This window comes from Actinoplanes sp. CA-015351, assembly GCF_050955685.1.
In the GTDB taxonomy this organism is placed as follows: domain Bacteria; phylum Actinomycetota; class Actinomycetes; order Mycobacteriales; family Micromonosporaceae; genus Actinoplanes.
Genome location: NZ_CP192102.1, coordinates 4,947,645 through 4,973,755, shown reverse-complemented (window position 1 = coordinate 4,973,755; position 26,111 = coordinate 4,947,645). Strand labels below are relative to the sequence as shown.

The window sequence follows — 26,111 nt, the reverse complement described above, 5'->3', positions numbered from 1 at the left end:
GTCGCACAGATCTGGTGAGTTTGCCGCCACTGGCGGATTCACCAGATCTGAGCGATCGTGGTCCAGCCGCCAGCCGCCAGCCGCCAGCCGCCAGCCGCCAGCCGCCAGCCGCCAGCCGCCAGCCGCCAGCCGCCAGCCGCCAGCCGCACGTCTTCGCGGGTCCTCGCTTTCCCTCCCACTCACAGATCTTGTGGACTTCTCCGAACCGTTTGCGGCGAAGTCAACAAGATCGGGAGGTCCTCGTCGATCTAGGTGACTTGAGCGGCACCGTGTCCGGGGAACTCTCCATGATCGAGGAAAGTCAGCCACCACTGACCCGGCAGGAGCGGCGCTCGACGGTCGGCGCGATGCCGCCCGCTTTCGGTGCGGTGCCCGCCCGCTCTCGGCGCGGTGCCGCACACCCGTCCGCCGTCGATCTTGGTGAGTTCCGGGGTGCCGGCGTGACGCAGTTCAGCAAGATCGGCAGGTGAGACCCTTGGTAGGCATCAGCAAGCGGCGATGACTCGAACGTCGTCCGCAGAGCTGAACATGTGCGCGCGACTGACCCGAAACCGACACGCCAGGACGGCGGCCTTCCGGAACTTGTGAGTGTGCGGTCGATCGGACGGCCGAAACGCACAAGATCTCAACTCGGGGCGGCAGGGGCGACCTCGGGGGACCCGCGAGGCCGGGCTGCATGGCGACCCCAGCGGCGGTGTGGCGGGGGCCTGCGCGGTCTTGGGGGCGGTGGATCTGCGCTGCCGGGTGGGTGGCTATGCCCGGGTGGGGTGGGTGAAGTGGCTTGGGGGGACGCCCAGGATTCGTTTGAAGTGGCGGGTCAGGTGGGGCTGGTCGTAGAAGCCGGCGTCCGCCGCCGCCACCCGCAGTGGCCGGCCGGTGACGATCATGCGGCGGGCCAGGTCGACGCGGCGGGAGATCAGGTACTGGTGTGGGCTCATGCCGAACTCGCGCCGGAACGAGCGGACCAGGTGGGCCGGGTCGAAGTGCAGCTGAGCTGCGGCCGCGCTCAGCGGCAGACCCTCGACGATGTGCTCTTCGAGCAGGTCACGCAGGCCATGCGCGGCGTGGCGGGTGGGCGCGCTCGGTGCCGCGGCGTCGCCCAGGTGCGTGCGCAGCCTCTCCAGCGCCATGATCATGAGCGCTTCGGCTGCGGCTTCTTCTTGGGTACGCAGAACGCGGTGCACCGACGAGACCAGCCGATGCAGCGTCCGGTCGGTGATCGCCGGAGTGTCCACCGAAGCGCCGATCAGGCGCTGGGGGAGCAGGTGCGGCTCCAGGTAGAGGACCCGTTTGCGGAAACCGCGCGGCCCGGCCGCGGTGCCGTTGTGCGGGACCTTCGGAGGCAGCAGGGTGACCAGGCCGCCGTACGCGCCGCGCTCGTGCCGGTCCAGGTCGTAACGGACCGCGCCGTCGTCGACGAGCAGCACCGTCCAGGCGTCGTGGGCGTGCATCGGATAACCGTGCTCGCCGAAACGGGCGTGCAGCACCTCGACGACACCGTCCAGCGGCGGCCGCCACGCGTCGATCTGCGGCCCGGGAATCAGCGAAGCAGCGGGCACGTCAAAATCGTACAAGACCTGGTGGGTACGGCCGGACGACGATGGCGGGCATGAACACTCCGCTGCGTTTCGCTACCAAGATTGCTGTGCTGCTCCGCGACGACCTGGCGGTCTGGCAACGGCTCAACGTGACCGCGTTCCTGGTCAGCGGGCTCGGTTCGGCCGTGCCCGAGGTGATCGGTGAGCCGTACGTGGACGGCGGCGACGTGAGTTACCTGCCGATGTTCCGCCAGCCGGTGCTGGTGTTCGAGGGCGGCAAGGAGACGCTGACCGCCGCGCACGGGCGGGCGCTCGGCCGGGACGTGCAGCTGTCGATCTTCACGGCCGATCTCTTCGCGACCGGGAACGACGCGGACAACCGGGCCGCCGTGCGAGCGGTGCCGACCGGGGACCTGGATCTGGTGGGCTTGGCGATTCACGGGCCGCGGGTGGCCGTCGACAAGGTGCTCAAAGGGGCGACTATGCACCGATAGCCGGGTGCTCTCGGCGTACCCACGCAATCGAGAAGGACCGGGCAGGGAGCCGGCAGCGAAGCGCCGGGTGTAAAACCTCTGATTTGCCGGTTAGGTGCCGATAAGCCATCTGTGACGGTTGTCTCGGCTTCGTGGTTGTCCCGGCCCCCAGGTGGGCCGGGACATCACTGTGGGCTGGGATCACTATCGGACAAGCCAGCGGATCGGGTCGTTGATGACGTCGCGGACGACCGAGCGTGCTGCTCCGAGAGCGGGCGCCTCGGCGCCGTAGGCCGCGGGGCGGACCTCGGGGCGCGCCCAGCCTGCGCCGACGAATTGAGCCTGAATCTCGCGCTCGACCTCGGGCCCGATCCACGGGGCGAGGTCGCGGTAGATGCCGCCGAGGACGATCGTGCCGACGTCGAGCAGGTTGAGGCAGCCGGCGAGCGCGAAACCGAGCGTGCGCCCGGCGGTCGCGAGCGCGGCGAGGGTGGGTGCGTCGCCGGAGCGGGCGCGATCGGCGATGAGGTCGGCGGTCGGGCTGACGCCCAGAGTTGTTCCGGCGCCCGGCGTGGTGCCGGCGCTGGTCATGATGGTGGTGGCTCGGAGGATCGCCTCGTGCCCGGCGTAACGTTCGAGGCAGCCGCGCCGGCCGCAGGGACATTCCGGACCGTCGCGATCGATCGTGAGATGGCCGATCTCGCCGCTCCAGCCGTGCGACCCGCGGTACAGCGTGCCGTCGAGCACGATGCCGGCGCCGACGCCGATCTGGCCGCTGACGTACAGATAGCTGGCGCCCGAGCGGAGCAGGTCTTCCTCGGAGAGCGCCGCGAAGTTCGCCTCGTTGTCGAGCGTGGCGCGCTCCCCGTGCACGTCGGCCGGGAGGACCTCGGCCACGTCGAGGTCGTGCCAGCCGAGGTTCGGCGCGAGGGTGACGGTCGCGCCGCGGCGATCGACGATGCCGGGGACCGCGACCGCGCTGCCGCAGAGGGTGAGCCCGAAGGACTCGGCGGCGTTCTGCGCGCCGCGGGCGAGCCGGGCGATCCGGTCGAGAACCTCGCGGGAGTTCTGCCCGCGCTGGTCCTCGGCGACGACGTGCTTGTAGCGGACCGCGCCGGTGAGGTCGACGACGCAGACCGCGGTGTAGTCGACGTTGACGTCGATGCCGAGACCGGCCGGGCCGTCGGAGCGCAGGCCGAGGGCGGTTCCGGGGCGGCCGGCCCTGGTGTTCCTCCGGGCTTCCTTGACTTCCCGGACGAGGCCGCCGGCCATCAGTTCCTCGATGAGCGAGCAGGCGGTCGAACGGTTCAGGCCGGTGGCGGTGGAGATGCCGGCCCGGGAGATCTCGCCGTCGTTCTCGGCGACGTTACGCAGGGCCAGGGCGAGGTGGGCGGCTCGCGGATTGACACCGCGCTTCTCCGGTTTGGCCGCTCTGGTGGCTACGGGTGGCATCGCAGCTCCTCTCGCGCTTCGTGTCGCCACGATAGCGGTCGGTGCGTGGCCACCCCTCGGCGCATTAGTCGGAGTAGGCAACAAATACTATGGCCCGCACCACGTCACGGGCCGTGTTCGTCACCGTGCTGCCGGAGTGATTATTCAGGCAGTTCAGTACCTTGATCACGGATCTAGAGTTGGTGATCCGCTCACAGGCAGTGTTACGGAGCCGTTACGGATCATCGCGTGCGCAACACTCGCAGAGGCGTATGTTGTGTCCACCAACAAATAGACTCCGGCAGCGATCGGTTGCCGGTCTTGAAGTCGGCCCGCAGAGCTGCGGGCCCGATAGGGAAAGGAGACGTCGAGGTGTCCAAGAACTTCCGGGTTCTCGCGGCGGTCACCCTGGCCGCGACTCTGGCCGCGGCGTCGGGTTGCAGCAGCAGCCGCGATAGCGACGACAGTTCCAGCTCGAGCAGCTCCAACCTGGTCGGCATCGCGATGCCCACCAAGAGCCTCGAGCGCTGGAACAACGACGGCGCCAACCTTGACGCGCTGCTGAAGAAGGCCGGCTACGAGACCTCGCTCCAGTACGCCGACAACAAGGTCGACCAGCAGATCACCCAGCTGCAGAACATGATCAACCTGAACCCGAAGGTTCTGGTTGTCGCCTCCATCGACGGCACCGCGCTCGGCCCGGTCCTCGAGAAGGCCGCGGCGCAGAAGATCAAGGTCATCGCGTACGACCGCCTGATCAACTCGACCGCGAACGTCGACTACTACGCGACCTTCGACAACTACCAGGTCGGCAAGCTTCAGGGCGAGTTCATCGTCGAGAAGCTCGGCCTGGCGGACGGCAAGGGCCCGTTCAACCTCGAGCCCTTCGCCGGCTCGTCGGACGACAACAACGCCAAGTTCTTCTTCTCCGGCGCGTGGGACGTCCTCAAGCCGTACGTGGACAGCGGCAAGCTGGTCATCCCGTCCGGCAAGAAGCTGGCGTCGAACGACGACTGGAAGAACGTCGCGATCGACGGCTGGACCTCGCAGAAGGCCCAGTCCGAGATGGACAACCGCCTGAACTCGTTCTACACCGGCGGCAAGAAGGTCGACGTCGTTCTCTCCCCGAACGACTCGCTGGCGCTGGGCATCGAGCAGTCGCTCGAGTCGCAGGGCTACAAGCCGGGCACCGACTGGCCGATCATCACCGGTCAGGACGCCGACCTGGCGAACGTCAAGAACATCCTGGCCGACAAGCAGTCGATGACGGTCTGGAAGGACACCCGCACCCTGGGTGAGCAGGTCTCCAAGATGGTCGACCAGATCATCAAGGGCGAGACCGTCGAGACGAACGACACCAGCACCTACAACAACGGTGTCAAGGTCGTCCCGTCGTACCTCCTCCCGCCGGTCGTCGTCACCAAGGACGACGTGAAGACGAAGCTCGTCGACTCCGGCTTCTACACCGCCGACAAGCTCGGTCTGTAACGCCCCTCAGCTCTTGCTGGGACCGGCCGGCTGGGTTTTCTTCGATCGTGGCTGTTCTCGGCTTTGATCTTGGAAAATCCGGCCGGCCAAGGCCCCGGTCCGACCCCCTACAGCAAGCGAGTTGTGATGGCCAACGACAACACCCCGATTTTGGAAATGCGGGGTATCACCAAGACCTTCCCGGGCGTCAAGGCGCTCTCGGACGTCACGCTGAGCGTGCGCCGCGGGGAGGTCCACGCCATTTGTGGCGAGAACGGCGCGGGTAAGTCGACCCTGATGAAGGTGCTCAGCGGCGTCTACCCGTACGGCACCTACGACGGCGACATCGTCTTCGAGGGTGAGGTCAGCCGTTTCAAGACGGTGCGTGACTCCGAGGAGCTCGGCATCGTCATCATCCACCAGGAGCTGGCGCTCAGCCCGTACCTCTCGATCGCCGAGAACATCTTCCTCGGCAACGAGCGGGCCAAGGGTGGCGTCATCAACTGGGCGCAGACCAACCGGCAGGCGTCCGAGCTGCTCGCCCGGGTCGGCCTCAGCGAGGCCCCGGACACCAAGATCATGGACATCGGTGTCGGCAAGCAGCAGCTCGTGGAGATCGCCAAGGCGCTCTCCAAGAAGGTCAAGCTGCTCATCCTCGACGAGCCCACCGCGGCTCTCAACGACGAGGACAGCGCGCACCTGCTGGACCTGCTGCGGCACCTGCGGGATCAGGGCATCACGTCCATCATCATCTCGCACAAGCTGAACGAGATCGCGGCGATCTCCGACAACACCACGATCATTCGTGACGGTCAGAGCATCGAGACCCTCGACATGCACGGCGCGGAGCCGATCACCGAGGACCGCATCATCCGGGGCATGGTCGGCCGCGACCTGGCCCACCGGTACCCGGACCACACTCCGAAGATCGGTGAGGAGGTGCTGCGGATCGAGGACTGGACCGTGCACCACCCGAACGACCCGTCCCGGGTCGTCGTCGACCACGCCAGCATCAACGTGCGCGGCGGCGAGATCGTCGGCATCGCCGGACTGATGGGCGCCGGCCGGACCGAGCTCGCGATGAGCGTCTTCGGTCGCAGCTACGGCACGAACATCTCCGGCAAGGTCTTCCTGCACGGCAAGGAAGTCTCGCTCAAGACTGTCGACGCGGCCATCAAGCACGGTCTCGCGTACGCGACCGAGGACCGCAAGCACTTCGGCTTGAACCTGATCGAGGACATCAAGCGCAACACCACCTCGGCCAACCTCAAGCGGATCTCCAAGCTGGGCGTCGTCAGCGGCGCGCAGGAGGTCACCTGGGCCGAGCGGTTCCGCAAGGACATGAAGACCAAGGCGAACAGCGTCGACGCCGTCGTCGGCAAGCTGTCCGGCGGCAATCAGCAGAAGGTCGTCCTCAGCAAGTGGCTCTTCACCGAGCCCGAGGTGCTGATCCTCGACGAGCCGACGCGAGGTATCGACGTCGGCGCCAAGTACGAGATCTACGAGATCATCAACAAGCTTGCCGATTCCGGCAAAGCGGTCATCGTGATCTCTTCCGAGCTGCCCGAGCTGCTCGGCATCTGCGACCGGATCTACGCGATGAGCCAGGGGCGAGTCACCGGCCAGATCGATCGCGCTGAGGCCAGCCAGGAGAGCCTCATGCGCTACATGACCCAGGAGAAGAGCGGAGCAACGCGGTGAGCGCTTCCACCACTCTGGCGCAGCCGTCGGCAGCGCCGGAACCCAGCAAGAAGAACGACAGCGGCTCCTTGAAGAGCTACCTCGGTCAGAACCTGCGGCAGTACAGCATGTTCGGCGCCCTGATCGTCATCGTGGTGATGTTCCAGGTCCTCACCGACGGCAAGATGCTGCTGCCGAACAACGTCGCCTCGCTGATCCAGCAGAACGCCTACGTATTCATCCTCACCATCGGCATGGTGATGATCATCGTGGCCGGCCACATCGATCTGTCGGTCGGTTCGGTGGTCGCCTTCGTCGGCGGCGTCACCGCTCTCATGATCACAGATCATGACATTCCGTGGCTGCTCGCGGTGGTCCTCGCGGTCGTGCTCGGCGGTGTCGTCGGCGCGTGGCAGGGCTTCTGGGTCGCGTACGTCGGCATCCCCGCGTTCATCGTGACGCTCGGCGGCATGCTGATCTTCCGCGGTCTGGCGATCGTCCTGGTCGGCACCACTGTCGCCGGTCTGCCGCAGGGGTTCAACGACATCAGCGGCGGCTCGCTGCCGGCGGCCCTCGGCTACCTCGGCAACCTCGACGGCCTCACCGTGCTGATCGGTGTCTTCGCCTTCGCCGGTATCGCGGTCACCCAGCTCCGGGCCCGCCGCGAGCTGGTCAAGAACGAGTTGCGCGTCGAACCGTTCGCCGCGTTCATCGGCAAGATGGTGGTCTACGCCCTGGCGATCGGCTACATCACCTACCTGCTGGCGTCGAGCGCCGGCGGCACGCCGATCGTCCTGATCATCGTGGGCGCGCTGGTCCTGATCTACACGTTCGTCATGAACAACACGGTCTTCGGCCGGCACATCTACGCGATGGGCGGCAACCTGCCCGCCGCGATGCTCAGCGGTGTGAAGACTCAGCGGGTCAACTTCATGCTCTTCGTGAACATGGGCATGCTCGCCGGTGTCGCCGCGGTCATCACCACCTCGCGGGCCGGTTCCGCCGTCGCGGCGGCCGGCACCAACTTCGAGCTGGACGCGATCGCGGCCGCCTTCATCGGCGGCACCGCCGTCAACGGCGGCGTCGGCAAGGTGACCGGCGCGATCATCGGTGCGCTCATCATGGGCGTGCTGAACATTGGCCTCTCGATCATGGCCGTGGACGCGGCCTGGCAGCAGTCGCTCAAGGGCCTGGTGCTGATCGCGGCGGTGGCCTTCGACATCATGAACAAGCGCCGCGCGAAGTAGTTCCTCCGTGGTGTGGGGTTCGTTGCGGGCTTGCTGGAGGTGCGCTGGATGTTCGCTGGAGCGAGTGGTTCTTTTGTAGCGTTTGGTTTGTTTGTAGCGTTTGGTTCGCTGTAGGTTCAGGGCAGCGCCGACCGGCTTTCGCTGGTCGGCGCTGTTCGTGTTTTCTGGTGTTCGGGTGGTTTTCCGGTGTTCGAGGTCGTTTCGCCTGCCGCGCGGATCTCGGTCAGCGGAAGGACCATTGCTGATTGTTGGCGCCGGTGCATCTGGTGACGATGACCTGATTGCCGGGGCGGGCGCCGAAGTACGGGTCGGTGAGGCACTGTCCGTTCGCCGCGTTGGTGAGCCGGCCGTTTTCGTCGAGCGTCCACTGGGCTGTGGTCCGGGTGTCACAGCCGGTCAGCTCGACGGTGCCGTCGCCGACCAGGTAGGCGCACATGTCCAGCACTTCGAGGGTCTTGTCCGCCCTCAGTTGCCAGCGTTGCGGGCTGGTGCCGTTGCAGTCGTCGACGTGCACTTCGCGGCCCTCCGCCGCGTCGCCGCCGCGCAGGTCGAGGCAAAGCCCGTTGCGGCTGGTCAGCGCGCCCTGCGCGGTCAGCAGCGGATCCGGCGGGACCAGGTCGGCCGGCGGGACCGTGGTGATCGTCGCGGCCGGTGCGGTGGTCGTCGCCGTAGTGGTGGCGGTGGGTGCGGCCGGTTGAGTGGTGGAGAGCGGTGAGGTGGTCCGGGTTCCGCCGGGGCCGGTCGTGCCGGTGGCGCCGCTCTGGTCGGTTTGATCGCCGTCGCCCTGGCCGTTTCCCGCCGTGCCGTTTCTTGCTGTTCCGTTTCCCGCCGTGCCGTTCCCGGCCGCTGTGCCGTCGCCGATGCCGCCGGCGTTGGAATCCGTGGCTGCCTCGGTGGACGGCGCCGGACCGGTCACCACCGGCAGGCCCTGGCCGGGCAGGGACGTCGGCACCGCGGGCTGGTTGACCGGGCGCAGCACGGCGTAACCGGCGATGGCGAGAACCGCCGCCGCGCCCGCTCCGACCAGCAGCAATGGGCGGCGCCGGCGGCGGCCGGGTGGCTTGGGGCCACCCGGCGCAGGGCTGGGCACCGTCGGAATCAGCTGGGTCGGAATTTCCCGCGTCGGATCGGCCGGCCAGGTCTCTGTGGAGGTCTCCTGCGGGTCGTCGTCCTGGAGCACGAACGGACGAACCAGGAGTGGTTCCCTGGCGTCGTTGCCGTCCTCGCCTGTTGAACCCACTACCTACGCCACCCCCCGGTCAGGCACATCGATGAACCAACTTACCGGGCCTGGCAAGTAGGCGTGGGGGACCGTTCGGTCGATCCCCGTCCGCGGTGATGCTTCGGATCGATTTGTCCGTAGCCAGGCGGGTCAGCGTTTCCAGAACGGCTTGTTCTGCTTCGGGCTTGGCTTCGGGGTCGCTGTCGGCTCGGTGGTTTCGCTGCTGGAGCCGCCTGGTATAGCGGAGCCGTCTGGTATAGCGGAGCCGTCTGGTTTGGCAGAGCCGTCTGGTTTGGCAGAGCCGAAGTCGCTGAGGACTCGCAGGGCCGCCGACCACTTCTCGTCGAGCGGGGTGTCACCGCGTAGGAGCGTGATGAGGGTCCGAAGCTGCTCCAATTCGCTGCTGACGACGGAACTGATCAGTACCTCCAAACGGCTGGCGAGGTCGTCGAGCCGGTCGCGGCGATCCGCTACTGGCAGGTCGGCGCCGTCACGAAGACGATCGGCCTCCACTGCGGCGAGTTCCCGGATCTCGGCGATGGTCGTTTCGACGTTGTCGATCGGCAACGCGCCGTTTCGCTGGGCCCGTGCGGCGGCAGGAGCAAGGAAGCCGCGCGGAGGAGCCCCGGCGGGTACGCCGAGCAAACCGCCGCCCTGGGCTCCGCCCCTGCGGCCCTGGACGCCGCCGCTTTTCGCGTGCACCGGGCTGAACCCTGGCCGGCTCGGTGCCGGAGCAGGAGGCGCCGGGGAAGCGGCGAGAGGCATCGACGACATGGCGTCAGGCGCTCCGAACGGGGATGCCGACACGCCGAGGAACCTCGGCACCGCGGGCGCGGGAGCCGGAACATCCCAGCCGGAAGGCAACTCGACCGGCTGAGTCACCCGTTTGCCCTGGCCGCCCTCGTTCACCACCCGCTGGTCCACTGCCACGTAAGCGGTGAAGCGGCACAGCACGCCGAACCGCAGCGAAGTCCGCACGATCTCCTGCTCGAGATCGTGGTCGCCGGCCGCGTACGCATCCTCGAGGTCCCGGAGCCGGGCCCGCGCCCAGACGGAGGTGACCGCGGGCTCGGAGCGTTGCTGGACCGCGACATCGGTCCGGAAGTCCTGGTCGTCGCGGGTGCGCCCGGTGATCGTGAGAGTGCCGCCAGGCGCGCCGGAGTAACGCCCGGTCACCACCAGCGGGACACCCGGGTAGAGGCCGGGCAGCCGTGCGGGACTGCGGCTCCCCTCGGACATGGTGATGCCGTCACCGGTGATCGTCAGTCCGGTCACGACAGGCGCGCCGATCCGGCGGTGAATGTGTTCCATCGCGTCGTCGAGACGGTCCTCGCTCTCGACCAGCTCGGATCGCCCCGCGCCGAGTGCAGCGAGCCGGCCCAGGAACCCGGCGTTGACCGCCCGGTCGATGCCGACGGTGTGCACGCGTGTGGAGCCGATGAGCGGCCGAACCTCCCGCACGATCTGGTCCTCGTTGCCCACCTGGCCGTCGGTGACCAGCACCAGCACGCGGTCACGCCCGGCGCTGTCGGACAGCAGGGCCAGCCCGGTGCTCAACGGCGACAGCAGCTCGGTGCCGCCGCGGGCGTCGGCGCGGGCCAGATGCTCGACCGCACGGTAGCGGTTGCGATCGGAGGCCTCGGACAACCCGTCGTCAAGCCCGGCCGGGCGCTCGACGTGATGATCGAAGGTGAGAACGGCGAACCTGTCGGCGCTGGTCAGCGTGTCGATGACCCGCGCGGCGGCTCGCCGGGCGGCCACCATCTTCCAGCCACCCATGCTGCCGGAACGGTCGAGCAGGAGCACCACGTCTTTCGGCCGGGGTGGCGTCGTGGTTTCGGGCGGAAGGACGACGAGCTGGTAGGTGCCGGCTTCACCCGGGCTCCTCTTACCTTCGCTTTCACTGTCGCCTGGGCGCTCAGCGTCGCTGGTGATGTCACTGTCAGCGTTGCTGTCACTGTCGGGAACGGCGACGGCGGACTCGCTGCTGGGCGCGTAGGCCAGCCGGAGCACGAAGTCACGGTCCGCCCGCTCGCCCGGTGCGATGCGCAGGGTGCCGTCCTGCTCGGTGACGGTGTGCAGACTGGATCGGACCTCGCCGAGATCCAGCCCGGCCGGGTCGAGGTCGACGCCGATCGACAATTTCAACGGGTTGGGGAAGCCCGGCAGCAGCACCGGCGGGGAAATGCGCGACGCATCGGGGACGGCGTCGGTGTCCTGCTGCTGGCCGTCGCCCGCGGATGGCCCTGGTACCGGGCTGCCCGGTACGTAACGCGGCGCCACCACCAGCGGGAACCGGAAGGTGGCCGCGCCGTCCTCGTACGGAAGTGGGCCGACCAGCCGCAGGCGGACCGCCACGCGCTCGCCCGGCAGGATGTTGCCGACCCGCATGGTGAAGACGTCGGGCCGTTCCTCCTCGGCGATGGATGCGCGCTGACCTGCGGCGATCGCTCGGTCGTATTCCTCGCGCGCCTCGCCGCGCTCGTGCAGCTCAGCCACGACGGTCCGGTCGGCGGCGGTCATCGTCATGCCGGTGACGGCCGCGCGGTCCGGCAGAGGGAAGACATAGGTCGCCTCGAGCGCGATGGCGTGCGTGTTGACGAACTCGGTGGTCAGCTCGGTGCGCACGTGCAGGCCGCTGATCGACGCCTGCACGTCGAGAACGTCCAGCGGCAGGTTGCCGCGATCGGTGTGGAGACTGCCGAGGCCAGCGCCGGGCTGCTCCCGGAGCCGCTCCAGCTCTGCCGGACCCATCGGATTGACGGAAATGGTCATTCGTTTCTCCCATTGGTCAGCCCACGGGACGCGAGCAGGTCAAGCAGAGGACGGGCGGCCGCCGCGATCTCGTCACGGCTGAGCCCTGCTGGTGGATCGGGGACCAGCAGAATCACGCCGCCGCCGAGCGGGAAACCGGTGATCAGGGGATCGTCGGAGGCCTGATGCGCCCCAGGCGTCATGTCGCGGTCGTAACTGGCGAAACCCGGCGGTGCTTTTTGCCAGTCGATCGATGGCAGCGCCGTGCGGAGCACGGGCGATCCGGCGTCCGCCCCGGCTTCGCCGGCGGCCGACGTGCCGCTCGCCGCCGGCGCGTGTTTCCAGAACGGTGGCCGGGCTGCGTCCTCCGCCGACGGCTCATCGGTGGTCAGGAGCCCATCGGGTACGCGAGAAGCGGCCGCCAGGGTCTCGTCGGAGGCGCCGGCCAGCTCCGCCTGGATCTCGGAAAGAGTCTGCCCGGCCGCTTGGCGCCGCTTGATCGCGACCAGTTGCATGAGGTGGCGCGGCCCGTAGAGGGCCGTGCGCCCGCGGGTGCCGAGTGGCCGGTCGACCAGGCCGATCGTCGCATACCACCTGATCGACCTGCGGTCGGGCAGGTCGCGGACGCGTCCGTTGGGTGCGCCGGGGTACTCCGCGGCGAGAGCCGCGTGAGCCCGCTCGACCAACTGCTCCATCGTCCACATGCCAGAAAGTTTGACACTGCCACCATGACACTGTCAACATCTGAGGCGCAGAAGGGCGGCCGGACCGGGGGAACGGTGGTGGCGAGATGAAGGCGGAAAGCAGGGCCAGTAAGAAAGGTGCCCGCCGCGGGCACTCACGTGCGCCGCAGCGGGCAGAAATGACGGACGGGGCAGGGTCGGGCGGATCCGATCTACGGCTAATCCTGCACGGGCACGGGCAGGGGCCGGCCGTTCACGACGAGGGTGTACGGGGCGTATTGCTTGACCGTGCCGGTCGGTTCGTCATAAGCGACGATCGCGGCGACCTTGGGGTAATCGTTGAGCCGGTCGAAATCCTCGATGGGCACGATCTTGGCGCGAGCCCGCCCCAGCCCGACCAGCGTCACGTGCCAGTTGTGCACGGGCGTCGGACGGACCTGGGTGGGCGACTTCCAGCTGCCCAGCGACGTGTTGTCGATCTTCTGCGCGCCGATCGAGAGGTCGCCGACGTGCCAGCCGCCCAGATTGACGGCGCTGTCACTGACGTATCGGAAACCGAGGAAGACACGCTTGCCGGCGTACGCGGAGAGGTCGAACTTCAAGGTGACGTCGGTGGCCTGACCAGTGATCGCCGCGCCGAGCGGCCCGGTGACCGTCTGATCGCCGGCGACCATCTGGTACGTGCGCCCGCCGTCCGCGGAGACGGTCACGTACCCGTAGTCGAAGTCCTGCTCCAATTCGTACGACGTGGTGAAACGCAGCACCGGGTCCGTTGCCGGGACGTCGACCGGCCGCACCGCGGCGGCATCGGTGTCGGGGGCGTTGCCGGAGAAGAGCTTCGCGTCGTCGATCGTCCACGTCAGCGGGATCGGCGGCAGCGACGCGGCACCCTGGAAACTGACCGATCGCAGCTCGGTCGGCAACCGGACGTAATCGGCACCGTTCGGCGGCGCTCCCGGGCTGCCGTGAGAGCCTGGGCTGCTGAGGTTGACGGTGGAACGCAGGCTGCGCGCGGAGACTCGTTCCCTGCTCGCGCCCTTGATCACGCTGCCCGGCTCGTCGGCCGACTTGTCCACCAGCGTCATCGTCTGGAAATCGTGCAGGACGTCGTAAAGCGGCGTCTTCTTCGGCAGCACCTCGGCAAGGGCCTCAAGGCCGTGGTGCGCCGAGTCCCGGTGCAGTCCGGAGAGGACCTCCGGGCCGAACCGGTCGTGCAGGTACAGCATGAGCTGATAGGTGACGCCGTAATCGGCGAGGATCGCGTCGGCGCTGCCCTCGCCCCACAGGTTCAGCGAGTTCGCCGGCCCGTCACAGTCGCGCGGGTTCGGGTTGAACGCGGTCTTCACCCCGCCGAATCCCTGGTAACAGGCAAGGTGGTTGTCGAAGCCGCGGTGGTACACGCCGAGGCGGGAGTCGACGTAACCGGCCAGGGTCTGCGCGTAATCGCTGAGACCCTCGTCGACCCAGGTCTCCTCGTCCGGGTCGGTGTAATAGCTGAGCAGGTGGTGCCACTCGTGGGCGAACGTCGACTCGTACATCCAGGGTCGTGCGGGGCGGCTGCTGCACAGGTCGCTGGTCGGCTCGTTCGCCGGGCTCGCGCCCGTCCGGTGCGCCCAGTCGAAGGCGTCGATGGTCATCACGTTGCGGTCGAAGAGCTCGTTGAGCTGCTCGGAGAAGAACCCCGAGATGTACGTGGGCCGTTCCGGGTAACTGAAGTAGTTGTCGTCGCGGACATTGTCGATCAGCGTGACGGTGCGGTTTCCGGCGCCGGTGAAGTCGCCGTCGATGCCCGGGTTCATCCCGCTGCGGTCCGGCGGCGTGCTGAAAGCGGCCGTCTCCTTGGGATAGATGTTGTCGTCGAACTCGCGCACCAGATCGGCGACCTGGGCGTCGGTGATCTCGGTGGCCTGCGCGCCACGGCAGTCGCCGGCGGGGAAGGCGAGATCCTTCGCCACCCATACCTCGATGTTCTTGCCGGTGGCTCGCAGCACGTAATCCTTGCGGTACACGTCGCCCTCGACCTCGTTCAGCCCTGCCCACTTGCGCACGGTGCCGACCGGCGGTGTGTCGGCTGCGGCGCGCCGGGCCGACGGCGCCGGCTGGTAGGTGGCCGGCGGCAGCGGCTCGCCGTCCAAGGTCAACCGGGTGGGCGGCGTCAGTTCCCGGGAGTCCACGAAGGGAGCGGTGGACAGGGGCGACGGTGGTGGCGCGGCGGACGCCTCGATCGGGAAGACTGGAGCAGCAAAGATTGGGATAGTAACGGCAATAGTCGCGAAGCTCGCAAAAAGGGTACGCGTCACGTCTCGCGACGCTACCCGCGATCGCGAGATCGTGACGCCAACACCCGGCGTTGTGGATCAGGAAACCTCCCGACGGAGCACACGAATCGCCCCGAGGAGCAGGGGAAGCGCGACCCAGACCGCTGCCGAGACCGCGAGCCGGGCCCATTCGCCACCGGTCATGTCCGGCTCGGTCATGGCCTGCGAGGTCACATTGAGGTCGAGCCACTCCGAGGCAGTACGCAGGCCGCTGATGGCCTCGCCGAGCACCGTCCAGACCGTCGGCAGGGCGAAGTAGATGACGATCGCCAGCGGTGTACTCAGCAGAAGCGCGCCGAACCCGATCCCCATCAGCACGAAGATCACCTGGAGAAGGAGGCTCTGCCAGATGAGGCTGCTGTCCAGGGACCACGACGCGTCGCCGCCGAGCGGGCCGGCGATCAGATTGGCGACGGCGGCAAGCACGGCGGTCGCGGCCGTGGCGGCGATCGCGATCAGGGTACCGGCGGCGAGTTTAGCCATCAGCACCCGGCCCCGAGCCGGGACCAGGGTGAAGGTGGACAGCGCGGTCCGCTGCGACCACTCGCTGGTTACCGAGAGGATGCCGAGCACCGGCAGCAGCACCGCCGACGGCAACAGCCCGAAGGTGTAGAACGCGGTGAACGTCTGGCTTTCGTCGTCCGCCCAGCCGAGCTGGATCGCGGAGGTGCCCGCCGTGACCAGCCCGATGACGATCAGCAGCCAGAGACCGGCTCGGGTGTCGGCCAGCTTGCGCAGCTCGACCGCGATGAGCCGGGGCATGGGCAGGGTGTCGGTGCGTGCCGGGACGGGGGTGGCGACGGCGGTCATCGGCTGATCTCCTCGAGGCCTGAGTTGGCGGTGAGTCGCAGGAACATCTCTTCGAGGCCACCGGCGCCGGCCGGGCGCAGCTCCAGCAGCACCACGCCCGCAGCGGCTGCCGCCTGGGCGAGGGTCTGCGCGTCGGTGGGCACCAGGAAGCTGCCGTCGGCGGAACGTGACGATGTCACGCCCATCCGGTCGAGCAGCGCCTCCAGCGCGGCCGGGTCGGTGGCGCGTGCCACGGTGCCGGCGGTGCTGAGCAGTTCGTCCTTGTCGCCCTGGGCCAGAATCCGGCCCTGCCCGATCACGACGAGCTGGTCGGCGACCGCTTCCACCTCCCGCAACAGGTGCGAGGAGAGCAGCACGGTGCCGCCCCGGTCGGCGAACTCGCGGAGCAGGCCACGCATCCAGAAGATGCCCTCCGGGTCGAGCCCGTTCGCCGGCTCGTCGAGGATCAGCACGGCCGGGTCGCCGAGCATCGCGTACGCCAGGCCCAGCCGCTGCCGCATGCCAAGTGAATACGCCCGGACCCGCCGCTTGGCCGCGGTCTTGTCCAGCCCGACGTGGGCGAGCCGATCGGGCACCCGGCTGGTGTCCAACCCCATGGTCATCGCCGCGAGGGCCAGGGTCTCCCGGCCGGTGCGGCCGGCGTGCTGCGCGGAGGCGTCGAGGAGCACGCCCACACGCCGCCCGGGGTTGCCGAGTTGCCGGTACGGCACGCCGCAGACGGTGGACCGGCCGCTGGTGGGCGGGGTGAGGCCGCAGATCATCCGCAGCGTGGTGGACTTGCCGGCGCCGTTCGGACCGAGGAATCCGGTCACGGTGCCCGGCTCGCAGGTGAACGACACGTCGTCCACGGCGCGATGTGCACCGTACGTCCTGGTGAGGTTCTCGACCGTAATCATGCGACCAGCGTGCTGTCCGTGGCCGGTCCGCCGCGTCGGCCAACGGTCGATGGTCGCGAACCTTTGTCGATACTTTGGTTACAACTTTGGTCGGTATCGGCGCCTGGCGCCCGCCCGTACAGTCGATCCTGTGGGGGCATCGTTGACCGAGTACCGCTGGTTGTGGCCGTCCGCGCTGGCCGCGGACCCGGCCGGCCCTGTCGTGGGCCGGCGCTCGACCAGGGACTGGGTGGTCGACACCCTCTGTTTCGTGATCGGTTTCGGCTTCGCCGCGCTGGTCACCAGCGATCTGCTCCAGTCCAAGCCGGCCTTGTTGGCCGGCTGGTCATCGGTGCCGTCCTGGGTGGTGGTGCTCGACGGCGTGCTGAGCGCCGTCGCCGCGATCGGGCTCTGGTGGCGCCGCCGTTTCCTCCTGCCGCTGGCCCTTTTCGCGCTGGCGATCTCGCCGTTCTCGCTCGCGAGCGGGTTCAGCCTGTCGATCGTCGTGTTCACCGTCGCGGTGCACCAGCGGTTCGTGATCCTGGCGACCTATGTCGCCGCGACGATCGGCACCAACGCCATCTTCGCGACGCTGCGGCCGGAGGTCGGCGCCGGGTTCTGGGAGACGTTCGGGTGGGGCACAGCCGGCCTGGTGATCGTGGCGCTCTGGGGCATGCTGGTCCGGTCCCGGCGTCAGCTGATCGTCTCCTGGCGTGAGCGGGCCGAGCGCGCCGAGGCGGAGCAGCAGCTGCGGGTGGCGCAAGCGCGTGTTCTGGAGCGCACCCGGATCGCCCGCGAGATGCATGACGTCCTCGCTCACCGGATCTCGCTGCTCAGCCTGCATGCCGGCGCGCTCGAGTTCCGCCCGGACGCGCCCCCCGACGAGATCGCCGGAGCCGCCGCGGTGGTCCGGGCCAGCGCCAACCAGGCGATGCAGGACCTGCGTGCGGTGATCGGGGTGTTGCGGACGACGAACAGCGCCGACGATCAAGCCCCGGAACGGCCGCAACCCACGCTGAGCGCCCTGCCCGCCCTTGCCGACGAGTCCCGGTCGGCGGGAGTCAAGGTACGGCTTAACGTGACGGCCGAGCCCGATGCGGTGCCGGTGGCGACAGGGCGAGCCGCGTACCGGATCATTCAAGAAGGTCTGACGAACGCACGCAAGCATGCCCCCGGGGTTGCGGTGTCGGTGGCCGTCCGCGGAGCGGCGGCCGAAGGTCTGACCGTCGAGGTTCGCAACCCGATGCCGACGGTCCTGCCCGGCGCCACCATCCCTGGCAGTGCCAATCCCGGCGCTGCCATCACTGGTGCTTCGAGCCCTGGCGGATCGGGTTCCGGCGGTTCAAGCCCGGGCAGACCGGGCTCCGGCGGTTCGAGCCTCGGCGAATGGGGACGTGGTGGTTCGGGCTCCGGCGGTTCGGGTGCCGGCGGGTTGTTGCCCGGCGGTGCGGTTCCTGGCACCGGGATGGGCCTGATCGGTCTCGCCGAGCGGGCCACGCTCGCCGGTGGCAGGCTGGCGCACGGCCGTCACGGCAACGAGTTCGTCCTCTCCGCGTGGCTGCCGTGGGCGCCGTGAACCCGGTCCGCGTTCTGATCGTCGACGACGACCCGCTGGTGCGCGCAGGTCTGTCGATGATCCTGTCGGGCGATGCCGAGGTACAGATCGTCGGCCAGGCGTCCGACGGCGGCGAGGTGCCGGCGGCGGTCGCCGAGCATCGGCCCGACGTGGTGCTCATGGACATCCGGATGCCCGGTGTCGATGGGTTGACCGCGACCGAGCTGTTGCGACGCAGGCCGGAGGCGCCTGAGGTGCTGGTGCTGACCACGTTCGACGCGGACGAGTTCGTGCTGGGCGCGCTGCGGGCCGGGGCGAGCGGGTTCCTGCTCAAGGACACGCCGCCGGGTCAGATCAAGGCGGCCGTTCTCCGGGTGGCACAGGGCGAGGCCACGCTGTCGCCGAGCGTCACCCGGCAGCTGATCGCCCATGTGGCAGCCGATTCCCGGCCGGACCGCAATGGGGCGGATGAGCGACTCGGGCGCCTGAGCGCCCGGGAAAGAGAGGTGGCCCTGCTGGTGGCGCAGGGCAAATCGAATGCCGAGATCTCCGTCGAGCTGCACATGTCGGTCGCGACGGTGAAAGCACACGTGTCCCGGGTGCTCACGAAACTCGATCTGAACAACCGGGTGCAGGTGGCGCTTCTGGTGCACGACGCCGGTCTGGCGTAGCCCGCCCGAGTGGGCGGGTCACTCGAATGGTCGGTCGCTCACGAGGCGGGTCACTCGAAGAGCGAGTGGTCGCGGTCGCCGTCGGCGCGCTTGCGGGCTTGGCGGCGCATCTGCACCACCACGATGTCGATCACGGCGAACACGGCCCAGGCGGCCAGCAGCCAACCGGGGAGGGTCCAGCCGGCGCGGAACAACAGGATCGACAGAACAGCGCAGACGACCAGGCCGAACGCGGCCAGGGCCAGGCGCAGATTCAACGGGCTGTACGGCTCCTCGACGGTGCCGCGACGTCCCTTGGGCTGCGGTCCGATCGGCATGGCCGCACCCTACCCATCGGTGGAATTGCCGAAACTTGACCCTTCATGATCGAGAACTTTCTATATCGCTGATCCGTTGTGGACGCGATGATGGGAGGCGGTCATACCGTTGATTAGGAGGCGCCATGCCACAGCCGGTCGCCGAGCGCCGTCTCGGCACGTGGCCGATCTTCGTCATCGCGGTCTCCGCCATGACACCACTCACCGTCGTCGCCGGGGCACTGCCGCTCGGGTACGGGCAGGTGGAGGAGAAAGGCATCCCGGTCGCGTACATCCTGGTCGCGGCGGTGCTGGGCGTCTTCGCGGTCGGGCTTGCCGCGATGGCCCGGCACGTCCCGAACAGGGGTGCGTTCTATGCGTACGCCGCGGCGGGGCTGTCCCGGCCGGCCGGTGTGGGCACGGCATTTGTCGCGCTTCTCGCCTACAACGCCATGCAGATCGGCCTGTACGGCGCCTTCGGTGTGGCCGCGCACAACGCGATGGCGATCTTCGGAATCGAGATCACCTGGGTGATCTGGGCGTTGCTAGGGTGGGCGCTGGTCGCCGTTCTGGGTCGGTTGAACATCGATTTGAATGCTCGTATCCTGACCGTCCTGGTCTGCGCTGAAGTGCTGATCGTGCTGATCTTCGATGCCGCCATGCTCCGCAATCCGGCGGGCGGCACGGTCTCTTTCGACACCCTCAACCCCGCGTTGATCGCCAGCGCCGGAGGAGTGGCGCTGCTGGTGGCCGCGGTGGCCGGCATGGTCGGTTTCGAGGCCCCGCTGGTGTACGCCGCGGAGGCCCGCGACCCGCGCCGGACCGTTTCCCGGGCGATCGCACTCACCCTGCTGGTCGCCGCGGTCCTTTACGGCGGCACCGCCTGGGTGATGTCGGTCGTCGCCGGGCCCGACCAGATCGTCGCGGTCGCCGCCGATCACCTCGACGACCTGTTCTTCTTCCTGCCCGAGCCCTACCTGCCGGCCGTGATCATCGACCTGGGCCGGATCTTCTTCGCGACCAGCCTGTTCGCCGCGATGCTGGCCTTCCACCACACCGTCGCCCGGTACGCATTGACCGTCGCCCGTGAGGGTGTCCTGCCGCCGTCGCTGGCCCGTACCCGCAACGATGTGCCGGTCACCGCCTCGTTCGCCCAGTCCAGCCTGGCTCTCGCCGTACTGTTGCTGTTCGCGCTCTTGACCTTGAACCCGACCACCGACCTGTTCTTCTTCGGCACGGTCTCCGGTGGCCTCGGCGTCCTGGTGCTGATGTTGATCGCGTCGATCGCCGTGGTCCGGTACTTCCGGCGCGGTGATCATGGCGAGACCCGCTGGCGCCGCTCCATCGCGCCGTGGGTGGCCGCGATCTTCCTCGGCATCATTCTCTTGCTCACGGTGGTGTCGTTCGGCATTCTGCTCGATTCGGACAATGTGCTGAAGGTGTGGTCGCCGCCGCTCGCGTTCCTGCTGCTCTTCATCGGGGGCGTGCGCTGGGGGAGGAAGCTGCGGCGCGAGCGCCCCGAGGTGTACGCGGTGATCGGCACCGGACAGCCGCCGTCCGCGCCGGTCGCGGGCGGGGCCGAGGCCGACCCGCCCGCGGACGAGGCGGAGCAGTGGGAGAGCACGGAGACCACGGAGGGCTCTACGGCTTTGGAGGGCTCCACGGCTTCGGAGAGCTTCACGACTTCGGAAGGCGTGCTCGATGCCGGGCGCGGAGGCAATGACCGGGAGGACGGTACGAGCACTGGTCCCTCTGCAGGCGGGACCATCGGGTCAGCCAGCGAAACCGCGCCAGGGCAGGTGCCGCCGGCCGAGCCAGCGCCGAGCCGTCGGGTGCCGGCCTCGGGCGCCACGCCAGATCCTGCCGCGACTGCCGAACCGGATGCTGGCTCGGCTACTGCCTCTTCTGCTGAGCCGGATGCTGCCTCGACCGTTGCGACAGCTCCCGCGGTTGATCAGGCGGACACCACGGCGCCTGCTGATGTGGTGAACTCGGCGGCTGCTGGTGACCCGGCTCCCACAGCTCCGCGGGTGCCCAGTCCTCGTAAGCGGACGGCAGCGAGCCGGACCCCCGCGCGGCCTGCTGAAACTACGGACGATTCGCGGCTGCTCGCTGAGTCCGCGGAGACACCTTCGGTGAACGGCGCCTCGGCTGCTCCTGGGCGCAGCGCACCCCAGCGGCGGGTTCCGCGGGCGCGGCGCGCGCCGGAAGAGGGAACCGCCGCGACCACGTCATCAACGGCCGCTTCGGGATCCGCATCCCTGGAGGGAGCTTCGGCCGAGCCCGCTGCACCGGGTGGTCCGGCCGAGCCCGCTGCACCGGGTGGTCCGGGCGAGCTTGCTGCACCGGGTGGTCCGGGTGAGCCCGCCACCACGGGTGGCTCGGGTGAGCCCGCCGGGGCGGGAAGCCTAGTCGAGCCGACCGAGGCAGGAACCCCGGTTGCTGAGCAGCCCGCAGAGCCGACGCCCGGGACACCCGGGACACCCGGGACACCTGCGGAGGATGCGGCAGCGGCCGAAGCGCCTCGGCCGAATTCCACGGGGACGTCCACCGGGACGCCGCGGCAGCGTTCACCGCGCGGGCGGCGTCCGGAGGCCCCGGATGCTGCGGACGCCGAGCGGCAGGAGGACTAGCCACGGACAGATGATCGATGTCTGCGGGAGTGCCAGGTCTCGGATTTCGAGAAACCTTACGATCTTTCCCGCTGGCGGCCACATTCGCTGGTGCACCGGCGTTTCCGCATGACCCAACAGGCGCAGCGGTGAGTGCCGGCCGACTCGCCGGCGGGCCGGGCCTCCGAACCCGGATGCCATCGGCCCGCCGGCGAGCCAGCTTGTAGAGGCCCGGCTGTCTGCGCGGTTGCGCTTGGCGCCGCTCGGCTGTCTGCGCGGTTGCGCTTGGCGCCGCTCGGCTGTCTGCGCGATTGCGATCGGACAGGCCCCACCTGCCTGCGCGGTTGCGCTTGGACAGGCCCCACCTGCCTGCGCGTTGTGCTTGCGAGGCCCCGGCCGCCTGTGTCGTTGCGCTCAGCGGGGGTCGGGCCAGAGCGGCTCCGTCGCTGATTGCTCGGCCTCGCGCATTACCCGCACCACGTTGGCCGAGCCGAGCTTCACCAGATCGGTTTCAGACCAGCCTCGGCCCCGGAGTTCGTCCAGCAGCCTCGGATATCCCGACACATCCGACAAACCCTCTGGCACCTCGGGTGTTCCGTCGAAATCGCCGCCCAGGCCTACGTGTTCTACGCCGGCTACCGCTCGGGCGTGGTCCACGTGGTCGGCGACCTGGGCGATCGTTGCCACCGGCTTCGGGTGGGCGGCCAGCCAGGTGCGGAAGGCGGGTTCGGCGGAGGGATCGAAGGCGGGCGTCGGTGGGACGGACGCTGCTTCCTCGCCCGGGCGCGGCGAGCGGGGCCACTCCTCGGCTGAGGCCATCGGGGGCAGGCCGAGGCGTTCCCACTCCGCGTCGGCCTCGGCGGCCCAGTCTCGGGCGGCGGAGGAGACGAAGTACGAGACGAAGGTCAGCTGCACCACCCCGCCGTTGGCGGAAAGCCGGGTCAGCACGTCGTCGGGGACGTTGCGGACGTGGTCGGTGACCGCGCGGGCGCCCGAGTGCGAGAAGATCACCGGCGCGGTGGCCACGTCCAGGGCGGCGTGCATGGTCACCGGCGCCACGTGCGACAGGTCCACGAGGACGCCGATGCGCTGCATCTCGCGTACGATCGCTCGCCCTTCGGCCGTCAGGCCGCCCACCGCCGGCGCCTGCGCTGCGGAATCCGCCCACGCGGTGTGGTGGTTATGGGTCAAAGTCACATACCGTACGCCCAATCGCGCGAGCGAACGCAGCACCGCCGTCGACCCGGCGAGGCAGTGGCCGCCCTCCACGCCGATCAGCGAGGCGATCCGGCCGGCCGCCATGATCCGTTCCGTGTCGGCGGCGGTGTACGCGATCTCCAGCTCGTCCGGATAGGCGGCGACCATCCGGTGCACCAGGTCGATCTGCTCCAGCGTGGCCGCGAGGGCGACCGGCTCGGGGAGGTCGGACGGCACGTAGACGGACCAGAACTGGCCACCCACCCCGCCGGCGCGCAGCCGTGGCAGGTCGGTGTGCAGCGGCGGGCGCGGCTGGTCGAGCCCGGCCACGCTCGAACCGTGCAAGCCGCGCAACCGCATCGGCAGGTCGTTGTGGCCGTCGATGATCAGCGTCATTCTTCCTGGCTACCGGACTACTGGCGATCTCGGCAAGCTTCGGTCGAAATCCGGGCGGAACTTGCCAGGATCGCAAACAAGGGGTGCCCGCAACGCGAGCACACGGTGGGCTGACAGCTGGGCGGGATGGGAGCGCACGGTGGGCGTGCGGCTGGGCGGGATGGGAGCGCACGGTGGGCTGACAGCTAGGCGGGACAACGGCACACGGTGGGCCGGGGAGCAACAACGGAGAGCCAGGGTCCCGCCGGCACGGGGGAGAGCCGGCGGGACCGCTGCCGCCGCCCGGCCGGGGAAACCGTGCGGCAGCGGTCAGAAGGGTCGGCTCCGTGCGCCCCGACATGAGAAAACGCGGGAAATACGGAGCCGGAATCTCCGCAACCTCTCCGCACCTTTGCGGGTACTCGACCCGCAACCCACGACCCGCAATCTTCTCTACATGCCCGGCGGACATCCGCCGGACAAAACGGGGGAGATTCGAATGCGACGTGCCAAGCTGCCTAAGTCACTGACAGCTCTGACCGCCGTTTTCGCGGGCGCCACCGCCGCGTTGATGCCGATGTCCGCCGCTCAGGCGGTTGTCGTCAAGACGAACACCAAGGGCACCAAGGAGATGTCGGTCCAGGCCGGCGACGACGCCTACACCTCGTCGACCCGCAAGTCGGCGAACTTCGGTGTCGAGGACAAGCTGGTCGCCGGCAAGATCGGCACCGACCTGAAGACGTCGTTCCTGAAGTTCACGATCCCGGCCGGCACCGATGTGACCGCCGCGAAGCTGTTCCTGAGCCCGCTGGGCAAGCCGTCCGGCAAGATCAGCGTCAACCGCGTCCTCGACAACTCGTGGATCGAGGGCAAGCTGACCTCCGGCAACGCGCCGAAGCTGGGTCTCGCCATCGCGAGCGTGTCCCCGAAGTCCACCGACACCCGGGTCGGCTTCGACCTGAGCTCCGAGGTCTACGGCGCGGGTACCTACTCGTTCGCCGTGTCCGCGACCGAGACGGTCCGTTTCCAGTCGGCCGAGAACGCCGCGAAGGGCGGCCCGGAGCTGACCTTCACGACGACGGTTGCCGTGGCGACCAGCCCCGTCGTGACCCCGGCCAGCCCGGCCGACGTAAAGACCGGCACCAACTGCAAGACCGACGCCAAGCTCGTCCCGTCCTGTGGCGTGCTCTGGGGCGGCGCGGCCGGCGGTTTCACCAACACGCCGCGTGACATCGCGCTGAAGGACTGGGAGAAGCTCAGCGGCCGTACCGCGTCGATCTTCCACCAGTACCACAAGGGTGACGAGGTCTTCCCGACCAAGGCCGAGATCGCCATGACGAACGACCCGGCCAACCCGCGGGTCCTGCTGCTCAACTGGAAGATCGCGTACGGCTCGGACTGGGCGAAGGTCGCCAAGGGTGAGCAGGACAAGCGGATCGACGCGTTCGCCGCCCGCGCCAAGGCGTTCAACAAGAAGTTCTTCCTCGTGCTGAACCACGAGCCGGAGAACGACGTCATCGCGAAGGCCGGCTCCGGCTGGGAGGCGAAGGACTTCGCCGCGATGTACCGCCACACCATCGAGCGTCTGCGCGCCAAGGGCGTGACCAACTCGATCAACGTGATGGCGTACATGGGTAACGAGAAGTGGATGGCGCAGTCCTGGTGGGCCGACCTCTACCCGGGCAACGACGTCGTGGACTGGATGGGCCTGGACTCCTACGTCTCGGTCGAGAAGGGCTACTACCACTTCGGTGACTTCGGTGACCTGCTGGACCGCAAGCCGAAGAACGGTGGCCTGGGCTTCTACGACTGGGCCGTCGCCAAGGCGCCGGGCAAGCCGTTCATGGTCGCCGAGTGGGGCGGTTACCACCGCGTCGGTAAGTACGCCGACAAGAACGCCGTCTACAACGACGTCCTGCTCGAGCTCGCCAAGCGTCCGGCCATCAAGGCGATCGTCCACTTCGACACGAAGAAGGACGACCAGGGCGACCGCGACATCAGCATCGACAGCACCCCGGCCAGCCTCGCCGCGTTCAAGAAGCTGGCCGCCAGCCCGGTCTTCAACGTCAAGATCGGCTGAAACCCGCACCACCGAGGCTGAAACCCGCACCACCGAGGCTGGACCCGCACCACCGAGGCTGAAACCCGCACCACGAACTAACAATGAAGCGCCACCCGGCATCTGCCGGGTGGCGCTTTTCGCTGGGCGAAATGCCAGCTTGAGCAGGCACCAGTAAAGAAGGAGGAGAGCTTGGAACTTTGATGCACGCCCTCCTGGGATCAGTCGGCCAGGGGGATCCAGACGCGCATCGTGGATGGGCCTCGGGAGGCCCAGTCATGGTACGGGCGCAGCGTCACCGTGATCGGGTCGCCCGCTGGATCGGTGGCCGGCCTCGGCGCATAGGGCCAGGCCGTGTCCTCTGCCGGGACGACGCGGCAGGTGATGCCCACCCCGCCGTCTCGGTCAGCCGGGGCGGCCCCGGCGTCCAGCCGCAAGGTGTCGGGGCCGAGCCCAGGGGGGAGTTCGACGGACTCCAGGCAGTAGACGACAGGGCCTCGTTCGATGGCGGCGCATCCGCGTACGGCATCGATCCGGGCATCGGGCGCGGTGAGCCGGGGGCGGACCGCCAGATCGAGGGTGACGGTGTCGCCCGGCGTGAAACGCCGGTGCGGATGCGCGAGGCCGGCAGGCACCGGTTCGCCGTCCAGTGTCGCTTCGGTGGCCCAGTGCGGGATGCGCAGCGTGAGGGGTCTACGGGTCGGCGGGGGAATCGGCGATCTGGATCGTGACGCGGCCGACTGACGGATGGTCGATGTCGATATCGAGCGTTATGCCACCGGTGCGAATCGACGCAGCGGGCAGACTGGTGGATTTGCAATCCTTCATCGCTGTTGGTTGCGATATAT

At 68.6% G+C, this 26,111-nt stretch carries 20 protein-coding genes; 9 read left to right on the top strand and 11 right to left on the bottom strand.

Annotated features, from left to right (window positions below; translation table 11 throughout):
• Positions 1-287: 287 nt before the first annotated feature.
• A complete protein-coding gene (locus ACQP2E_RS22935) occupies positions 288-470 on the top strand; it encodes a hypothetical protein (protein ID WP_433824991.1) in 183 nt (60 codons plus the stop codon).
• Between the two features lie 282 nt (positions 471-752).
• Here the strand turns inward: ACQP2E_RS22935 and ACQP2E_RS22930 are convergent, their stop codons facing one another.
• Positions 753-1,559 carry an AraC family transcriptional regulator gene (locus ACQP2E_RS22930; RefSeq protein ID WP_433824990.1) on the bottom strand — a complete coding sequence of 269 codons (807 nt, stop codon included), beginning with the start codon at positions 1,557-1,559 and terminating at the stop codon, positions 753-755.
• 41 nt (positions 1,560-1,600) lie between these two features.
• Between ACQP2E_RS22930 and ACQP2E_RS22925 the strand changes: the two genes are divergently transcribed.
• Positions 1,601-2,032, top strand: a complete 432-nt coding sequence (locus ACQP2E_RS22925) for a DUF2000 family protein (RefSeq protein ID WP_433824989.1) — start codon at positions 1,601-1,603, stop codon at positions 2,030-2,032.
• Positions 2,033-2,215: 183 nt separating this feature from the next.
• Here the strand turns inward: ACQP2E_RS22925 and ACQP2E_RS22920 are convergent, their stop codons facing one another.
• Positions 2,216-3,463, bottom strand: coding sequence for an ROK family protein (locus tag ACQP2E_RS22920; RefSeq protein ID WP_433824988.1), 1,248 nt, complete (start codon positions 3,461-3,463; stop codon positions 2,216-2,218).
• 351 nt (positions 3,464-3,814) lie between these two features.
• Between ACQP2E_RS22920 and chvE the strand changes: the two genes are divergently transcribed.
• The 3 genes from chvE (at position 3,815) to mmsB (ending at position 7,836) form a co-directional block, all read left to right on the top strand.
• Positions 3,815-4,930, top strand: coding sequence for a multiple monosaccharide ABC transporter substrate-binding protein (gene chvE / locus ACQP2E_RS22915; protein WP_433824987.1), 1,116 nt, complete (start codon positions 3,815-3,817; stop codon positions 4,928-4,930).
• 126 nt (positions 4,931-5,056) lie between these two features.
• The gene (gene mmsA, locus ACQP2E_RS22910; RefSeq protein WP_433824986.1) at positions 5,057-6,610 is read left to right on the top strand and encodes a multiple monosaccharide ABC transporter ATP-binding protein; all 1,554 of its coding nucleotides are present in this window, start codon (positions 5,057-5,059) and stop codon (positions 6,608-6,610) included.
• A complete protein-coding gene (mmsB, locus tag ACQP2E_RS22905; protein ID WP_433824985.1) occupies positions 6,607-7,836 on the top strand; it encodes a multiple monosaccharide ABC transporter permease in 1,230 nt (409 codons plus the stop codon). Before mmsA ends, mmsB begins: the two co-directional genes overlap by 4 nt.
• Positions 7,837-8,059: 223 nt before the next feature.
• Here the strand turns inward: mmsB and ACQP2E_RS22900 are convergent, their stop codons facing one another.
• From ACQP2E_RS22900 to ACQP2E_RS22875, 6 genes are all read right to left on the bottom strand, one after another.
• Positions 8,060-9,076 (bottom strand): ricin-type beta-trefoil lectin domain protein, encoded by a 1,017-nt coding sequence (locus tag ACQP2E_RS22900; RefSeq protein ID WP_433824984.1) that lies wholly within the window; start codon positions 9,074-9,076, stop codon positions 8,060-8,062.
• A gap of 132 nt (positions 9,077-9,208) precedes the next feature.
• On the bottom strand, positions 9,209-11,833 hold the full coding sequence (locus tag ACQP2E_RS22895) for a VIT domain-containing protein (protein WP_433824983.1): 2,625 nt from the start codon (positions 11,831-11,833) through the stop codon (positions 9,209-9,211).
• Entirely contained in the window at positions 11,830-12,516 is a 687-nt protein-coding gene (locus ACQP2E_RS22890) for a MerR family transcriptional regulator (protein ID WP_433824982.1), read from the bottom strand. The genes ACQP2E_RS22895 and ACQP2E_RS22890 overlap by 4 nt, the downstream gene beginning before the upstream one ends.
• Positions 12,517-12,713: 197 nt before the next feature.
• Positions 12,714-14,669, bottom strand: a complete 1,956-nt coding sequence (locus ACQP2E_RS22885; RefSeq protein WP_433824981.1) for a peptidase M6 immune inhibitor A — start codon at positions 14,667-14,669, stop codon at positions 12,714-12,716.
• 183 nt (positions 14,670-14,852) lie between these two features.
• A complete protein-coding gene (locus ACQP2E_RS22880; RefSeq protein WP_433824980.1) occupies positions 14,853-15,623 on the bottom strand; it encodes an ABC transporter permease in 771 nt (256 codons plus the stop codon).
• The gene (locus tag ACQP2E_RS22875) at positions 15,620-16,519 is read right to left on the bottom strand and encodes an ABC transporter ATP-binding protein (protein ID WP_433824979.1); all 900 of its coding nucleotides are present in this window, start codon (positions 16,517-16,519) and stop codon (positions 15,620-15,622) included. The genes ACQP2E_RS22880 and ACQP2E_RS22875 overlap by 4 nt, the downstream gene beginning before the upstream one ends.
• A 130-nt stretch (positions 16,520-16,649) precedes the next feature.
• On the opposite strand from ACQP2E_RS22875, the gene ACQP2E_RS22870 reads away from it, so the two are divergent.
• The gene (locus tag ACQP2E_RS22870; RefSeq protein WP_433824978.1) at positions 16,650-18,074 is read left to right on the top strand and encodes a sensor histidine kinase; all 1,425 of its coding nucleotides are present in this window, start codon (positions 16,650-16,652) and stop codon (positions 18,072-18,074) included.
• Positions 18,075-18,130: 56 nt separating this feature from the next.
• Positions 18,131-18,724: a response regulator gene (locus tag ACQP2E_RS22865; RefSeq protein WP_433834016.1), complete on the top strand. Its 594-nt coding sequence runs from the start codon at positions 18,131-18,133 to the stop codon at positions 18,722-18,724.
• 50 nt (positions 18,725-18,774) lie between these two features.
• Here ACQP2E_RS22865 and ACQP2E_RS22860 read toward each other — a convergent pair whose 3' ends face one another.
• Entirely contained in the window at positions 18,775-19,041 is a 267-nt protein-coding gene (locus ACQP2E_RS22860) for a hypothetical protein (protein WP_433824977.1), read from the bottom strand.
• A 125-nt stretch (positions 19,042-19,166) separates the two neighbouring features.
• Here ACQP2E_RS22860 and ACQP2E_RS22855 point away from each other — a divergent pair, with 125 nt between their 5' ends.
• The gene (locus ACQP2E_RS22855; protein WP_433824976.1) at positions 19,167-21,653 is read left to right on the top strand and encodes an amino acid permease; all 2,487 of its coding nucleotides are present in this window, start codon (positions 19,167-19,169) and stop codon (positions 21,651-21,653) included.
• A gap of 393 nt (positions 21,654-22,046) precedes the next feature.
• Here ACQP2E_RS22855 and ACQP2E_RS22850 read toward each other — a convergent pair whose 3' ends face one another.
• A complete protein-coding gene (locus ACQP2E_RS22850) occupies positions 22,047-23,225 on the bottom strand; it encodes a dipeptidase (RefSeq protein ID WP_433824975.1) in 1,179 nt (392 codons plus the stop codon).
• Positions 23,226-23,703: 478 nt separating this feature from the next.
• On the opposite strand from ACQP2E_RS22850, the gene ACQP2E_RS22845 reads away from it, so the two are divergent.
• Entirely contained in the window at positions 23,704-25,284 is a 1,581-nt protein-coding gene (locus ACQP2E_RS22845) for a CBM96 family carbohydrate-binding protein (protein WP_433824974.1), read from the top strand.
• Between the two features lie 200 nt (positions 25,285-25,484).
• On the opposite strand, the gene ACQP2E_RS22840 is transcribed toward ACQP2E_RS22845, so the two are convergent.
• Positions 25,485-25,898, bottom strand: coding sequence for a hypothetical protein (locus ACQP2E_RS22840; protein ID WP_433824973.1), 414 nt, complete (start codon positions 25,896-25,898; stop codon positions 25,485-25,487).
• Positions 25,899-26,111 lie beyond the last annotated feature (213 nt).

Bases quoted from the DNA above. Each gene is read 5' to 3' on its own strand.
- ACQP2E_RS22850 (WP_433824975.1), bottom strand. From the start codon at position 23,225: ATGACGCTGATCATCGACGGCCACAACGACCTGCCGATGCGGTTGCGC.
- ACQP2E_RS22860 (WP_433824977.1), bottom strand. From the start codon at position 19,041: ATGCCGATCGGACCGCAGCCCAAGGGACGTCGCGGCACCGTCGAGGAG.
- ACQP2E_RS22935 (WP_433824991.1), top strand. From the start codon at position 288: ATGATCGAGGAAAGTCAGCCACCACTGACCCGGCAGGAGCGGCGCTCG.
- ACQP2E_RS22925 (WP_433824989.1), top strand. From the start codon at position 1,601: ATGGCGGGCATGAACACTCCGCTGCGTTTCGCTACCAAGATTGCTGTG.
- ACQP2E_RS22875 (WP_433824979.1), bottom strand. From the start codon at position 16,519: ATGATTACGGTCGAGAACCTCACCAGGACGTACGGTGCACATCGCGCC.
- ACQP2E_RS22920 (WP_433824988.1), bottom strand. From the start codon at position 3,463: ATGCCACCCGTAGCCACCAGAGCGGCCAAACCGGAGAAGCGCGGTGTC.
- mmsA (WP_433824986.1), top strand. From the start codon at position 5,057: ATGGCCAACGACAACACCCCGATTTTGGAAATGCGGGGTATCACCAAG.
- ACQP2E_RS22865 (WP_433834016.1), top strand. From the start codon at position 18,131: ATGATCCTGTCGGGCGATGCCGAGGTACAGATCGTCGGCCAGGCGTCC.
- ACQP2E_RS22845 (WP_433824974.1), top strand. From the start codon at position 23,704: ATGCGACGTGCCAAGCTGCCTAAGTCACTGACAGCTCTGACCGCCGTT.
- ACQP2E_RS22855 (WP_433824976.1), top strand. From the start codon at position 19,167: ATGCCACAGCCGGTCGCCGAGCGCCGTCTCGGCACGTGGCCGATCTTC.
- ACQP2E_RS22895 (WP_433824983.1), bottom strand. From the start codon at position 11,833: ATGACCATTTCCGTCAATCCGATGGGTCCGGCAGAGCTGGAGCGGCTC.
- ACQP2E_RS22880 (WP_433824980.1), bottom strand. From the start codon at position 15,623: ATGACCGCCGTCGCCACCCCCGTCCCGGCACGCACCGACACCCTGCCC.
- ACQP2E_RS22890 (WP_433824982.1), bottom strand. From the start codon at position 12,516: ATGTGGACGATGGAGCAGTTGGTCGAGCGGGCTCACGCGGCTCTCGCC.